Annotated in this window: 15 protein-coding genes; 12 read left to right on the forward strand and 3 right to left on the reverse strand. The window is 61.4% G+C overall.

What is annotated here, in order from left to right:
- Positions 1–7 precede the first annotated feature (7 nt).
- The 8 genes from J2741_RS03935 to J2741_RS03970 all read left to right on the forward strand — a co-directional run bounded on the left by J2741_RS03935 (position 8) and on the right by J2741_RS03970 (position 5,587).
- Positions 8–286, forward strand: a complete 279-nt coding sequence (locus J2741_RS03935; protein WP_209673721.1) for a 50S ribosomal protein L44e — start codon at positions 8–10, stop codon at positions 284–286.
- Positions 287–291: 5 nt separating this feature from the next.
- Positions 292–480, forward strand: coding sequence for a 30S ribosomal protein S27e (locus tag J2741_RS03940; RefSeq protein WP_209673722.1), 189 nt, complete (start codon positions 292–294; stop codon positions 478–480).
- A gap of 7 nt (positions 481–487) precedes the next feature.
- On the forward strand, positions 488–1,276 hold the full coding sequence (locus J2741_RS03945) for a translation initiation factor IF-2 subunit alpha (protein ID WP_209673723.1): 789 nt from the start codon (positions 488–490) through the stop codon (positions 1,274–1,276).
- Positions 1,273–1,434, forward strand: coding sequence for an RNA-protein complex protein Nop10 (locus tag J2741_RS03950; protein ID WP_209673724.1), 162 nt, complete (start codon positions 1,273–1,275; stop codon positions 1,432–1,434). Before J2741_RS03945 ends, J2741_RS03950 begins: the two co-directional genes overlap by 4 nt.
- Positions 1,422–2,177: a proteasome assembly chaperone family protein gene (locus tag J2741_RS03955; RefSeq protein WP_209673725.1), complete on the forward strand. Its 756-nt coding sequence runs from the start codon at positions 1,422–1,424 to the stop codon at positions 2,175–2,177. The genes J2741_RS03950 and J2741_RS03955 overlap by 13 nt, the downstream gene beginning before the upstream one ends.
- Entirely contained in the window at positions 2,174–3,313 is a 1,140-nt protein-coding gene (locus tag J2741_RS03960) for an endonuclease Q family protein (protein ID WP_209673726.1), read from the forward strand. Before J2741_RS03955 ends, J2741_RS03960 begins: the two co-directional genes overlap by 4 nt.
- A 910-nt stretch (positions 3,314–4,223) precedes the next feature.
- Positions 4,224–4,394, forward strand: a complete 171-nt coding sequence (locus J2741_RS03965; RefSeq protein ID WP_209675488.1) for a 4Fe-4S binding protein — start codon at positions 4,224–4,226, stop codon at positions 4,392–4,394.
- A complete protein-coding gene (locus J2741_RS03970) occupies positions 4,391–5,587 on the forward strand; it encodes an NAD(P)/FAD-dependent oxidoreductase (RefSeq protein WP_209673727.1) in 1,197 nt (398 codons plus the stop codon). Before J2741_RS03965 ends, J2741_RS03970 begins: the two co-directional genes overlap by 4 nt.
- Here J2741_RS03970 and J2741_RS03975 read toward each other — a convergent pair.
- Complete coding sequence (locus tag J2741_RS03975; protein WP_209673728.1) at positions 5,576–6,244, reverse strand: potassium channel family protein; 669 nt, start codon at positions 6,242–6,244, stop codon at positions 5,576–5,578. The two genes, J2741_RS03970 and J2741_RS03975, sit on opposite strands and share 12 nt — an antisense overlap.
- Positions 6,245–6,313: 69 nt before the next feature.
- Between J2741_RS03975 and rnhB the strand changes: the two genes are divergently transcribed.
- From rnhB to J2741_RS03995, 4 genes are all read left to right on the forward strand, one after another.
- Positions 6,314–6,937 carry a ribonuclease HII gene (gene rnhB / locus J2741_RS03980; RefSeq protein WP_342452222.1) on the forward strand — a complete coding sequence of 208 codons (624 nt, stop codon included), beginning with the start codon at positions 6,314–6,316 and terminating at the stop codon, positions 6,935–6,937.
- A 52-nt stretch (positions 6,938–6,989) separates the two neighbouring features.
- On the forward strand, positions 6,990–8,285 hold the full coding sequence (locus J2741_RS03985; protein ID WP_209673730.1) for a site-2 protease family protein: 1,296 nt from the start codon (positions 6,990–6,992) through the stop codon (positions 8,283–8,285).
- 123 nt (positions 8,286–8,408) lie between these two features.
- Positions 8,409–9,638, forward strand: a complete 1,230-nt coding sequence (locus J2741_RS03990; protein WP_209673731.1) for a YcaO-related McrA-glycine thioamidation protein — start codon at positions 8,409–8,411, stop codon at positions 9,636–9,638.
- Positions 9,592–10,251 carry a TfuA-related McrA-glycine thioamidation protein gene (locus J2741_RS03995; protein WP_209673732.1) on the forward strand — a complete coding sequence of 220 codons (660 nt, stop codon included), beginning with the start codon at positions 9,592–9,594 and terminating at the stop codon, positions 10,249–10,251. The genes J2741_RS03990 and J2741_RS03995 overlap by 47 nt, the downstream gene beginning before the upstream one ends.
- A gap of 51 nt (positions 10,252–10,302) precedes the next feature.
- Here J2741_RS03995 and J2741_RS04000 read toward each other — a convergent pair whose 3' ends face one another.
- Together J2741_RS04000 and J2741_RS04005 are read right to left on the reverse strand one after the other, a co-directional pair.
- Positions 10,303–11,790 carry a glutamate synthase-related protein gene (locus J2741_RS04000; RefSeq protein WP_209673733.1) on the reverse strand — a complete coding sequence of 496 codons (1,488 nt, stop codon included), beginning with the start codon at positions 11,788–11,790 and terminating at the stop codon, positions 10,303–10,305.
- A gap of 437 nt (positions 11,791–12,227) precedes the next feature.
- The gene (locus J2741_RS04005; protein ID WP_209673734.1) at positions 12,228–13,370 is read right to left on the reverse strand and encodes an SPFH domain-containing protein; all 1,143 of its coding nucleotides are present in this window, start codon (positions 13,368–13,370) and stop codon (positions 12,228–12,230) included.
- Between the last annotated feature and the right edge of the window lies 1 nt (position 13,371).

The raw sequence follows: 13,371 nt of genomic DNA on the forward strand, positions 1-13,371 counted from the left end.
GAATCACATGAAGATGCCAGCAAAATTCAAGACATACTGCCCCCATTGCAGAAATCATCAGCTGCACGAGGTAGAGAAGGTAAAGAAGGGCAAGACGACGGGACTCCACTGGATCGACCGGCAGAAGGCCCGGAGAAGCCATGTGGGCAACCGTGGGAAGTTTTCCAAGGTGCCCGGCGGGGACAAGCCTACGAAGCGGATCAATGTCCGCTACCGTTGCAAGGTCTGCGGGAAGGCTCACCTGAGAGCAGGTTACAGAATATCCAAATTCGAACTGACGGAGTGAATTTCTTGGTACGACAGCTCAGAGAGAACCGGAGCAAGTTCCTGAAGGTAAAATGCCCGGACTGCGAGAACGAGCAGATGGTCTTCGAGAAGGCCAGCACTGTGGTCGACTGCGTGGTCTGCGGCAAGGTACTCGCGGAACCTTCCGGTGGAAAGGCAACCATTAAGGCTGATATCCTCGGAACATTCGAGTGAGTGCGTTATGAGCGAGAGGGCGTGGCCTGAGGTCGGGGAACTGGTGGTCTGCACGGTCCGGGACGTGAAGGACTTTGCGGCATTTGTCAGCCTGGACGAGTATGGAGACAGGGAAGGGCTGATCCCCATCTCGGAGGTGGCCACCGGCTGGATCAAGTATATCCGGGACCATATCCGGGAGGGGCAGAAGGTGGTCTGCAAGGTCCTCTACGTGGACCGGAACCGGGCGCACATCGACCTCTCGCTCAAGGACGTGAACGAGCACCAGCGGCGGGAAAAGATCCGGGAATGGAAGAACGAGTCCAAGGCAAAGAAGTGGATCGGGTTTGCCGCCAAGGCGTCCGGGGAACCGGCAGAGAACATCGAATCCGCCTTATATAAAAAATACGGCGACCTCTATTCTGTTTTTGAAGATATCGCCACCTCGGGTGAGAAGGTGCTGGATAAGACCGATCTCTCCCCCGGTGTGGCGCAGGCGCTCGCAAAGGTCGCCTCCGAGAATGTCAAGGTCCCCCGGGTCACGGTGAGCGGAAACCTCGTCCTCACCTCCACCAAGCCCGACGGGGTCAATATCATCCGCAGGGCGCTTCGGAGCGCCGAACCGAAGATCCACGACGCGGATATCGAGATCCTGTACGTAGGGGCCCCCATCTACCGGATCAAGGTCACCGCACCCGATTACAAGAAGGCCGAGAAGGCCATCGAGAAGGCAGCCTCGGCGGCGATCGGGGTAGTCGAGCGGGCCGGCGGCGAAGGCAAGTTCGTCAAGAAACCCAAGTCGGGCAAGGCGGCATGAGCGGCAGGATACGGAGGTGCCCGGAGGACGGGACCTACACCCTGAAGCTCAGCTGTCCCCGCTGCGGCACCGCCACGGTCACGGTGCACCCGGCACGATTTTCACCACAGGACCGTTACGGGCATTACAGGAGGATTGCCCGATCATGGACGACATAACCTTTGGTTTTCTGGATACCGTTACAAAAGAGGAACTCCGGCCCCGTATCCTGATCGAGGGGCTCCCGGGGATCGGGCACGTGGGGAAGCTGGTCGCCGAGCACATGATCCAGGAGCTCGGGGCAGTGAAGGTGGGAGTGATCGAGTCGGTCTTCTTCCCGCCCCAGGTGATCATCGAGGAGAACGGCACGGTCCGGCTCGCGAACAACGAGCTGTTCTACTATCCCGACGGCGAACGGGGTATCCTGTTCCTGGTGGGAGACTTCCAGAGCACCTCTGCCGAAGGGCACTACTTCCTCAGCGATGCCTACCTGGACATCGCCCAGGAGCTCGGCGTCGAACGGATCTACACCCTGGGGGGCTACGGAGTGGGCCACCTTGTTGAGGAGCCCCGGGTTCTCGCGGCGGTGAACCACGATTCCCTGCGGGAAGAGGTGGAGAACGCGGGAGGCACCTTCGGCAGGGATGAGCCCGGCGGAGGGATCGTCGGTGCCGCGGGCCTGCTCCTCGGCATGGGGGCACAGCGCGGGATGGAAGGGATCTGTCTCATGGGGGAGACCTCGGGCTACCTGGTGGACCCCAAGAGCGCCGCAAGCCTGCTCCGGGTGCTCACCGGCCTGCTCGGCATGGAGATCGACCCCACCCAGCTCCAGCAGCGGGGCGCGGAGATGGAGCACATGCTCCAGAAACTTATCGAGGGAGAGCGGATCACCGAGGGTGACGAGCTGAGGTATTTCGTGTGAAGGTCTATTGCGACCTTCACATTCATTCCTGTTTTTCAATCGCCACATCCCGCACGATGACACCGGTCGCATTGACTGCAGCGTGCAGGGAGAAAGGAATCTCTGTCCTGGGGAGCGGAGACGCACTCCATTCCGGCTGGAGAACGTGCTGGGAGCGCGTTCCCTTTGACGAGACCGTGCTGGTGGTCCCCACCGCCGAGGTGGAAGATTCCGACCGGGTGCACCACCTGATCCTGATGGAGTCGTTCCGGGAGTTCGGGGAACTCGAAGCACTTCTCGCCCCGTACAGCAGGGACATCGCCACCAACGGGAGACCCAGGGTAAGGCTTCGGGGCGGGGAGATCGCGTCCATGGTGCACGGTCTTTCGGGCCTCATCGGTCCCGCTCACGCATTCACCCCCTGGACCTCGCTTTACGCCTCCTTCGACCATCCGTCCGAGTGTTACGATGAAGAACGGCCGGATTTCGTGGAACTCGGCCTCTCCGCCGACAGTTCCTATGCCGCCGCTATCCCGGACCTTATCGGTCTACCTTTCCTCTCGAACTCCGACGCCCACAGCCCCGACCCGCTCCGTATCGGGAGAGAGTTCTTTGGAATCGACCTTCCGGTGCGCACTGCAGGAGCGGTCCTCGAAGAGATCAGGAAAGGCCGGATCCTGATGAATGCCGGGTTCTTCCCCGAGGAGGGTAAGTACAACCGCACCGCATGCGTGCGGTGCTATCGGCAGTTCTCCCTTGATGGGGCGGTCGCTCACCGGTGGAAGTGCCCCGACGACGGAGGGAGGATCAAGAAGGGAGTGGCCGACAGGGTCCGGGAGCTCTCCTCCGGAACAGCCGGGACCCGGCCCCCCTACCTTCATCTTCTTCCCCTGGCCCAGGTCATCCAGGTCCTCGAAGGGGCCTCATCCCCCCGCATTAAACGAGTTCAGGAACGATACCGGGATCTCATCGACCGGTTCGGAAACGAGATCTCAATCTTAGCGGAAATCCCTGCGGCCGAGCTTGCCGAGTACGACCAGGGGGTCGCCCGGGCGGTAAGGGCGCTCCGGGAGGGGGACGTGGTGCTTCATCCCGGCGGGGGTGGGAAGTACGGTACGTTTTCTTTCCGGGATGGGGTGAAATCGGGGCATGTGTAGAACCCAGTGTTTTCCAAACGTCCTGCATCCTTGGCTTACCCGAAACAGACGCTCCCAGGGGCTGTCGCCCCTGCCGCTGCGGCGACCCCAACGGGATAGAACCTAGACCTGTGGATGGAATTTTTTTTCCAGTGGGCGTTTGAACTGTCCCTAACGGATATTCCCAGCCGTTTTATCGAAGCTACTCCTAAATACTGCCTCTCCCGGAGGGAGATGAGGAGCCCGGCCCGGGGGTGGCGAGCGGAGGGGTACCCTGCCTTATCCGCGGAGCGAGGAGAGGGCGGGGGAGTGGGGTCGAATCATTCCATTTGGAACAGGATCCTCGGGCGGCAGAACCACAACAGGATACACCTGGACTATTCGGTGTTTTCGAATTTCCTCCTAACTGAATGAAGATTTTTCCCACCAGGCATCGCCGGATCTACGCGACGCCTCCTCGGGTCGCGCCTGGGCCATTGTTACGGTATTGTCACCCGAAGACATATGGGAACCACGCCCATTCATGAGGATCTTCTTCAAGGTTCGTTGAATGAGACTGGATGTCTTTACCTCTTAACAGCCCTGTGATCTGATCCGCCGCCGGGGGCGCCCTCCGGGGACGGCGGCGTTAAGCCCCATCTGATGGATTGCATTTAGATGCTCCAAGTTGCTCCAATAGCGCCCCTCCCATTCCGGCGAAATATCTCGACTTAAGAACTTATCCAGGCTCTCTGTAATGCAGATATCTCCGCAAAATACCCGGCCGGGTCAAATCCTCCCTCCACAACTTCTTCGCCGGGGGAACAAGATGTTGCAGACGCAACAAATACCCTTCTTAACCGGGAAATCCCTCTAGCTCTCTCATGTACCGGATTTGACCGGACTTTTTCCAGAGAAAACAATAAGGTTCTCCCCCGCGAACATGATCAGGATGTTGCAGGTTCATCGAGATGTATGCGGATACTGCGGGTGTTGTGTCTCGGTCTGTCCCGAGGGGTCGCTGGAACTGATCGACGCCTACCTTGAGGTGGGCGACACGTGCACCGGGTGCGGGATATGCGCCAAGGTCTGCCCGGTAGGGGCCCTCGAGGTGATCAAATGAGGGCAGGATATGACCTCCTTGTCGTCGGAGGCGGACCGGCGGGTGCGCTCGCTGCCAGAACCGCGGCCGAGAAGGGATTTTCGGTCCTCCTGGTGGAGAAACGGCCGGCGATAGGCGCCCCCGTGCGGTGCGCGGAAGGGATCGGGAAGGAGGCGCTCGCCGAGTTCATTGAACCCGACGAACGCTGGGTCTCCGCCGAGCTCAAGGGTGCCGAGATCGTCGCCCCCGACGGGACGACGATGCGGCTCGAGTCGGAAATGGCGGGGAGCAAGGTCGGGTATATCATCGACCGGAAGATCTTCGATCGCGACCTGGTCTGGCAGGCCGCGGAAGCCGGGGCCGAGATCTCGGTCAAGACCCGGGCCACAGCACCCATCATGGCCGGAGGGGCGGTCAAGGGCGCGATGCTCGACGTCTGCGGTTCGATGGTCAAGGTCGACGCCGATATCGTCATCGCCGCCGACGGGGTTGAGTCGAAATTCTCCCGCTGGTGCGGCATCGACACCACGGTGCCCGTGCGGGAGATCATGAGCTCCTGCCAGTACCTGATGACCGATATCGATATCGACCCCACGGTGACGGCATTTTACCTGGGCAACGAAGTCGCTCCCGAGGGGTACCTGTGGGTGTTCCCCAAGGGAGAACGCTCCGCGAACGTGGGGATCGGGATCTCCGGGAAAAAGAGCGGTCAGGGGCACCGGGCAAAGGACTACCTCGACCGGTTCGTGTCCGGCCACTTCCCGAACGGGAAGACCATCGAGTGCATCGTCGGCGGGGTATCCGTCTGCGAACCCCTGCCCTGCACAGTTGCCGACGGGCTCATCATTACCGGGGATGCGGCCAGGGTGGTGGACCCGCTCACTGGCGGCGGTATCTATAACTCGATGTTTACCGGGAGGCTTGCCGCCGAGGTGGCGGAGAAGGCTATCTCCAAGGGCGACTTCTCAAAGGAAAAACTAATGCCCTACGACGAGGGCTGGAGGAACTCGAAGATGGGCCAGACCATCGCCCGGAACTACCAGATCAAGGAGTACCTCATCAAGCTCTCGGACGAGAAACTGAACGCCATAATCCAGACGGCAGCAATGATGAACCTGAAGGACTTCTCCACACTCTCGCTGATAAAAGAACTGATGAAGCGGAACCCCCGCCTCGTGGTCGAACTGGCCGCGTTGAAGGCCTCACTCAGGTGACTTGCGGAGCTGCCTGTTGAGGAGTTCCAGGCAGTCGTTCTCCGCCTCTTTTTTCGTAAATACGGTGATGGTGTCCCCGGGCCGGATCTTGACCGTTCCGCTGGGAATTATCAGCTCCCCGCCTGCCCTGCGGATGGCGATGAAGACGAAATCCTTCACCTTCAGCTCCCTGATCTCGTGGTCCACGATCGGGGCCCCCTTCTCCGCCACCACCTCGAATATGGTCCCCCCGGGGATCGAGGCCAGTTGCTGCAACTGGGGGTTCTTCGCCCAGTAGTAGAGGCGGTTCGCCACCAGCTCGTCGGGGTTCTCGCTGATCTTCACCCCGACCTCCTTGAACAGGTCCGAGTGCTCCTTCTGGTTGACGATGGAGACCACGATGGGGACCTTGAACCTCTTTGCGAGCCAGCAGGTCATCAGGTTCACCGAGTCGTCGCTGGTAGTTGCCACCAGGGCGTCCGCCCGGTCGATCCCCGCGTCCTCCAGGATGGACTTGTCCGTCGCATTGCCGGTGATGGCAAGTACATCGTAGTGTTCGAGCATCTCGCCGGCCCGTTGTTCGTCGCGGTCGATGATCACCACGTTGTTCCCGTGTTCAACCGCCAGCGCGGTAAGGCTCCGCCCTATTCCCCCGAGCCCGACGATGATGATGTACATACGTACGGGTTACCACCATTGCCATTGAAATAATTTGCGCATCGATACTAAGATCACGTGTTCTGTGGCGTGGACGAAGCGGGCAAAGGAGCGGTGCTCGGCCCGATGGTGGTCGCGGCAGTGGGGTGCGAAGACCCCGGAGAGGTCGCCTCCCTCGGGGTGCGGGATTCCAAGCAGCTGACGCCGGCGAGACGGGAAGAACTGTGCGCGGTGATACGGGCCCAGTTCCAGGTCGCGGTGCTGGTCATCCCCCCGGACCGGATCGATCACCGCGGTGGAACCATGAACCGGCTGATGGTCCACGCCCATGCGCAGGTGATCGGTGAACTGCGCCCGGATACCGCCTACGTGGATGCCTGCGACGTGATCGCCGCCCGGTACGGATGCATGGTGGGGAACAGGCTCGAGTTCCCCTGCAGGGTCATCGCCGAGCACCATGCGGACGAGAACCGCCCCCTGGTCTCGGCCGCGAGTATCGTCGCCAAGGTCACCCGCGACGCGGCGATCGCCGAGCTCTCCGCCATCCACGGGGAGATAGGCAGCGGGTATCCTTCCGACCCGGCGACCGTCCGTTACCTGGAGGCCTTCATCAGGTCTTCCGGGTCTCCTCCCCCGTTCGCCCGGAAGACCTGGACAACGGTCCACAACCTCATCGCGAAGGCGGAACAGGCAACGCTCCCGGATTTTTCCTGATCAGGTGCCCTGGTCACCAAGATTATGTATTTTCCGGGGTAATACTGGAGGAATGTATGAATGGGTCTATGTCGTCATCCTGCTGGTGGCGGCCTATGCCGCGGTGGCCTGGTATGTCCATTACAGGAACCCCTCCCCCGGGAGGTTCTCGTTCTACGGGCCCATTCTTGCCGTCAAGACCTCGAAAGTCGGGTTCCTTGACCGTTTCACCGTAATTTCCACGTTCCTCCGGGTCTATTCCACCATCGGGGTGGCCATGGTGGTCCTGATCTCGGCGACCATGGTCGTGCTCCTCTTCTTCTCGCTGCAGATGACCCTGGTCGTGCAGCCGGAGCCTACCGGCATCTACGCTCCCCAGAACCTCCTGCTCATCCCGGGGATCAACGAGTACGTCCCGGCGACATTCGCGGTATGGTTCGCCCTGGTCCTGGCCATCGCGGTCCACGAGTTCGGGCACGGGGTCCTCGCCAGGGTGGAGAAGATCAGGGTCAAGGCAATGGGGGCACTCATCCTGGTCATCCCCATCGGGTTCTTCGTCGAGCCGGACGAGGAGGAGATGGAGAAGGCACGGGGCATTTCCAGAGTAAGGGTGTTCGGGGCGGGCATCACCAACAACGTTGTGGTGGGGGCGATCTGTTTCGTGCTCATGATCCTGCTCGTGGGGGCCGCGGTCCCCACCACCGAGCCGGTGATCCAGGGAGTGTACCAGAACTATTCCGCCTACCTGGCCGGCGTCCCTGCACCCTCGGTGATCACCGCGATCAACGGCACTCCGGTGGAGACCCGGGAGCAGGTTTCGGCAATCCTGAACACGACCCATCCCGGACAGGACCTTACGCTCTCTGTCGATTACGAAGGGCAGCCGGCAACGTACAATCTCACTTTGAGCGAGTGGCCGGAGGGAACGGAGGGGAGGACGTCCGGATTTTTGGGGATCTACTATTACCAGCCGGACCTGGTGATCCAGACCGTGAGCGACAGCCTCAATCCCCTGGGGATGCTCCGGTTCCTGATCGTCCCCTTCGACACCTCGATGACCGGCCAGCAGCTCAGCATCCTCGCCTTCGACACCCCTGACACCCAGTTCTACGAGGTACCGGTTCCCGGGTTCTGGGTACTCGTCCATATACTCTTCTGGAGCGGGTGGATCAACATCAATCTCGGGATATTCAACGCCCTTCCCATGATCCCCCTGGACGGGGGTTATATCCTCAAAGAGGGCGTTGACCGGACTCTGGAGAAGAGGGGTCTCTCCCGGTATGCACCCTCGGTCACCTCGGCGATATCGGCGCTGATACTGGTCCTGCTCGCATCCCTGATTATGCTCCCCTATCTCCTTCACGCCTGAACCGGCATCCCCCGGTCGGGCCCGGATTTACTCCGGAAAACGCACTCTGTGGTCATAAGCGAACGTATAAGTTGTTTTCACTGCTATCGTACAGCACTCATACCTGCCGGAAGAGTAAGAACCATGCCTTTTCACCTCAGACCCTGCCGGAAGGCCTATGCCAACGAGACCCAGCGTACCGTCCCCCCGGAAGAGACGCTTGCCCGGGTAGAGAAGACGATGCCCGCTGCAGGGATCACCCGGGTGGCCGATATCACCAGCCTTGACAGGGTGGGGATCCCGGTCTTCTCCAGTATCCGTCCGACGGCCCAGAACGGGGCTATCTCGGTGTACAACGGTAAAGGGGCAACACCGGTGGAGGCCAGGGTCTCGGCGATGATGGAGGGGCTCGAGCGGTATTCCGCCGAGGTCGGGGACCGGAAACTCAGGGTGGCCCGCTATTCCGATCTCCTCGGCGAAGGGTCCCGGGCAATCGACCCCGCCGACCTGATCCTTCCCATGAGGACAGACCCTGATATGGCGGTCCCCTGGATCACCGGGTTCGACCTCGTCTCGAGGGAAGAGGTGTTCGTCCCCGCCAGTGCGGTCTTCCACCCGCTGCCGAAAGAATACGCGCAGCTCTTTCGCACCTCCACCAACGGGCTTGCCTCGGGGAACACCCGGGAGGAGGCGGTATTCCACGCCCTGATGGAGGTGATCGAGCGCGACGCCTGGTCGCTCGTCGAGGTCCGCCGCGATACCGGTCCCCGGGTGGTGGGGATCAACGACGGACTGGCCGGAGACCTCCTCTCCCGGTTCTCGTCCGCAGAGGTGGAGGTGACCGTCAAGGACATCACCAGCGATATCGGGATCCCCACCATCGCCGCGGTCTCCGACGATACCAGGCTCCGCGACCCGGCGCTGCTCACCATCGGGATGGGCACCCATACCAGTGCCCGTATTGCGGTCCTCCGGGCCCTCACCGAGGTCGCCCAGAGCAGGCTCACCCAGATCCACGGAGCCCGGGAGGATACTACCACCGCCGATATGCGCAGGCGGCTCGGGTACGAGCGGACGAGAAGGCTGAACCGCTATTGGTTTGACGCGGGCCGTGACGTGGAGTTCTCCACGCTGCATTCCTACGACAGCGACGATTTCCTCAAGGACATCTGTTTCTCCCTGGACCGGCTGAAGGAGGCGGATCTCGACAGGGTCATCGTCACCGACCTCACCCGGCCCGAGACCGGGGTCCCGGTGGTCAGGGTGATCGTGCCGGGCCTCGAGTGCTACGCGATGGACCAGGACCGCATCGGCAGGAGATGCACCAATGCAAGGAATAGTCGTCTTTCTGGGGCCAAGCCTTCCCAGGGATGAAGCGGCGGGAATCCTTCCTGCCTCGTACCTCCCCCCCGCCCGCCGGGGGGACATCCCCGGGGCGGTCGAAGAGGGAGCCCGGCTTATCGGGCTTATCGACGGAGTCTTTTTCCAGGACTGTTCGGTAGGCCACCGGGAGATCCTGGACGCGATCTCCCGCGGGGTGCGGGTAGTCGGGGCCTCGAGCATGGGCGCCCTCCGTGCCGCCGAGCTCGATACCCTGGGCATGGAGGGGGTGGGAGAGGTCTACCGGCTCTACCGGGACGGCACCCTGATATCCGACGATGAGGTGGCTCTCGTGTTCGATCCGGAGACCGGAATTGCCCTCTCGGAACCCCTGATCAACATCCGGTGCACGCTCCGTGATGCGGAGAAGAAAAAGGTCGTCGACTCAGCAACGGGAGACCGGATCCTCTCCCTTGCCCGGTCCGTCTATTTTCCGGAGAGGACCTGGGACCGCATTCTCGAGCTGGCCGAAGGTCAGGTTGATCCCGGGACGCTCCGCCGGTTCTCCGGTTTTGTCACGGAGCACCCTGTGGATCAGAAACGGGACGACGCGATCGCCGCCCTTCACCGGATCAGGGAGATCGGGCGCGAACTGGATCTTTTATGAAAAAAACAGGCAGCGTCGGCATGTCTTTCCGGGGACTGCCGCTATCGCATATCAGACGTGAGGTATCCGGGTATGCCCGGAGATCTCCGAGCTGGTCGTGCAGATGTCCCTGATGGAGAGCCCGTGGACGTCGTCGTTTCCCGTAAGCCGGGCGAAATCCTTCAGCTCCTCGATTGATACCCTCAGGTAGTTCTCCAGTCGTACGGCCGATTTTTCTATATCGAATCTCTCCCGCAGCAGCGGGTCCTGGGTGGTCACCCCTTCCGGGCATCTCCCGGTGTCGCATATGCGATGCTGGCGGCAGGCGCAGGCCATCAGGGCCGCGCTCCCGATGGCGACAGCGTCCGCTCCCATTGCAAGCGCTTTCGCAAAATCCGACGAGACCCGCAGACCCCCCGTGATCACCAGGGATACGCCGTCCGCCCCCTCCCTGTCGAGGAACTCGCGGGCCCTGCAGAGTGCAAAGATGGTTGGGACCGAAGTCGCGGCCTTTACGAACTTGGGGGCAGCCCCGGTCCCTCCCGGCCTCCCGTCGATGGTGATGAAATCCGGTTCCGCGAAGAGTACCGCCGTGAGGTCGGCCTCGATATCCCCCGCGGCGATCTTTACCCCGATCGGCCTTCCGCCTGACATCTCCCGGAGCCAGCGCACCTTCTCCAGGAGGTCCTCTTTTGAGCGTATGTCCGGGAACGTCGCCGGGCTGACGATGTCGACCCCCGGCGGATATCCCCGGACCCGGGCGATCTCAGGGGTCACCTTGTCGGCCCGCAGGCGGGCGCCCAGGCCCGGTTCCGCTGACTGCCCTATCTTGATCTCCACGGCATCCGCGGTTCTGAGGTTCGATGCAGTGATTCCGTACCGGTTAGGGACATACTCGAGGATGTAGCGGTATGCCTCCCGCCTCGCATCTTCCAGGATCCCCCCCTCTCCGGAACCCATGGCGGTCTTCACCGCCGCGCTCCCCCGGGCGATCGCGATCTGCCCCTCCCTGGAGAGGGCTCCGTACGACATATGGCTCACGATAACCGGTGCCTCGAGGACCATCGGGATCCGTGCCCGCGGACCAATTACTGTCCGCGTTGTGACAGCGTGCCCGGCATCGAGGGGTATCCTCGCGATTTGGGCCCCTTTTATTAGGATCTCATCCCATGAAATGACCCGTTTCCTTGTTCGCATAGGCTCGAGCCGGGATCTCCCCGATATCGCCATCTCGCGGATATCCTCAAGATATTCCTCAGGTCCTCTTTCCCAGGGGACTATTTCTTCAGCGGTCGACCGCCCCGAGGCCCGGGGCGGGGTGGCGGGCTCCACCACACCCGTTGCCCCGCATACAGGACACCTGAAGACAGGTGATATCGGGGCGATCACACGTTCCCCGGGGAATGGCAGGAGATGAGACTTGTCGGCGGAACATACCGGGCATTTCCAGCCCTCGGGTAGTGCTTCGGGGAGGGTGCCCGGAGATATCGCGGCTTTCGGGTTCCCACGTTCGGAGTCGTACTCGAATTGCCTGCAGACCTCGCACCGGAAATGTACCATCGGATTTGTCACACTCCATGTTGTTCGGTATTAATTTTTTCTCCCCGGAAACGTCCGGTGATATTCCCCGCCAGTGCAGGGAAATCCCTGTCCATGCGGGAGGACCACATAAACTCCGGACACTATTCGTGTGACAGCTGCCTGAAGGGTTCACCTCTTCCCCCGTGCAGTGTGCCGAACAAAGATATACGAAAGGACCAGGTCGGGTTTCATGAAAGGCTTTGTAAAAATCATGCGTTTCATTGATCTCCTCAAGCCTCCCGTCACTTCGCGGTGCGGGGACCGAAAAGACCGTCCGGGTATACTGGCGGGGAGCTTCGGCAGTGAGGCCGGCGCCTTTCCTCACAACCCGGAAACCCGTTCCCTTCCAAGGTTCCGGATGTGGTTTTTTTAGTTCGGCGGAGAAGCGGAGGGAGTCAGCCGTGGAAAAATAGAAATTATTTCTGTTTCACATCGGGAGGCGGCGGCGTGGACCCGCCTTCGTCCTCCATGTCCGATGCCATCTCGTCCTCGCTGATCTTCCGCTTCTTCCCGATGTCCTTGAGCTCCTCGACCGAGACCTCGGTCTTGATCTCCCGGTCCATCTCGCGTAAGATCTCCTTGACCTCCTCGGTGGTGGGAATGTTCCCGAGCACCTCCTCGGGGGGTATCGTGGTAACCGCAGGTTCTTCGGGCATCTCCTCGGTGGCACCGATGAACCGGGCGGCCTGCTTCATCAGGCTGGAGATCTCGAAGGGGAAGATGATCTTGGTCGCCTGGCCGGAGGCCATGGTCTTGAGCGCATCGAGCGAGAGGACGGTAATGGCACGCTTGTCGAGCGGCTGGGACCCGACGGAGATGATCCGGAGCCCCTGGGCCTCCCCCTGGGCCTTAAGGATGAGGGAGATCCGCTCCCCTTCCGCCCGGAGCACCCTGCTCTGCCGGTCGCCCTCCGCTTCGAGGATCATGGACCTCTTGGTCCCCTCCGCCCGGAGGATCGCAGACCGCTTCTCTCCGTCTGCCCGGAGGATTGCCGCTCTCCTCGCCCGCTCGGCGGCGGTCTGCTCGGTCATCGCCTGCTTGACCGCACCGACCGGGTCGACCGTCTTGATCTCCACCCGTTCCACCTTTACCCCCCACTGGTCGGTCTCACGGTCGAGCGTGTCCCGGAGCCGGGTATTGATCACGTCCCGGTTGTAGAGCACCTCGTCGAGCTCCATGTCCCCGATGATCCCGCGCAGGCTCGTCTGGGCGAGGGCCACGGTGGCCATGCGGTAGTTTGAGACCTCAAAGTAGGCCTTCTCCGGATCGACGACCCTGATATAGACGATCGCGTCCACGTTCGTGGGGGAGTTGTCTTTGGTGATCACTTCCTGGGAGGGGACGTCCATCACGGTCGTCCGGAGATCCAGCTTGATCACGTTGGTGACCAGGGGGACCACCCAGCGGAACCCCGGGTTCATCCGGCCGATATATCGTCCAAGGCGTATCTGCAGCCCCTGCTGGTACGGCTGGATTATTACCACCCCCCTCGCGAATATGATCACGATCGCGACGATCAGGAATATTGTGACCAGTGTTGTGGTCAGATCAAATGCCATC

This window comes from Methanolinea mesophila, from assembly GCF_017873855.1.
Lineage (GTDB): Archaea > Halobacteriota > Methanomicrobia > Methanomicrobiales > Methanospirillaceae > Methanolinea_B > Methanolinea_B mesophila.

Coding starts and splice junctions, on each gene's coding strand:
- J2741_RS03965 (WP_209675488.1), top strand. CDS start 4,224: ATGTTGCAGGTTCATCGAGATGTATGCGGATACTGCGGGTGTTGTGTC.
- J2741_RS03950 (WP_209673724.1), top strand. CDS start 1,273: ATGAGCGGCAGGATACGGAGGTGCCCGGAGGACGGGACCTACACCCTG.
- J2741_RS03970 (WP_209673727.1), top strand. CDS start 4,391: ATGAGGGCAGGATATGACCTCCTTGTCGTCGGAGGCGGACCGGCGGGT.
- J2741_RS03945 (WP_209673723.1), top strand. CDS start 488: ATGAGCGAGAGGGCGTGGCCTGAGGTCGGGGAACTGGTGGTCTGCACG.
- J2741_RS04005 (WP_209673734.1), bottom strand. CDS start 13,370: ATGGCATTTGATCTGACCACAACACTGGTCACAATATTCCTGATCGTC.
- J2741_RS03935 (WP_209673721.1), top strand. CDS start 8: ATGAAGATGCCAGCAAAATTCAAGACATACTGCCCCCATTGCAGAAAT.
- J2741_RS03990 (WP_209673731.1), top strand. CDS start 8,409: ATGCCTTTTCACCTCAGACCCTGCCGGAAGGCCTATGCCAACGAGACC.
- J2741_RS03975 (WP_209673728.1), bottom strand. CDS start 6,244: ATGTACATCATCATCGTCGGGCTCGGGGGAATAGGGCGGAGCCTTACC.
- J2741_RS03985 (WP_209673730.1), top strand. CDS start 6,990: ATGTATGAATGGGTCTATGTCGTCATCCTGCTGGTGGCGGCCTATGCC.
- J2741_RS03955 (WP_209673725.1), top strand. CDS start 1,422: ATGGACGACATAACCTTTGGTTTTCTGGATACCGTTACAAAAGAGGAA.
- J2741_RS04000 (WP_209673733.1), bottom strand. CDS start 11,790: ATGGTACATTTCCGGTGCGAGGTCTGCAGGCAATTCGAGTACGACTCC.
- J2741_RS03995 (WP_209673732.1), top strand. CDS start 9,592: ATGCAAGGAATAGTCGTCTTTCTGGGGCCAAGCCTTCCCAGGGATGAA.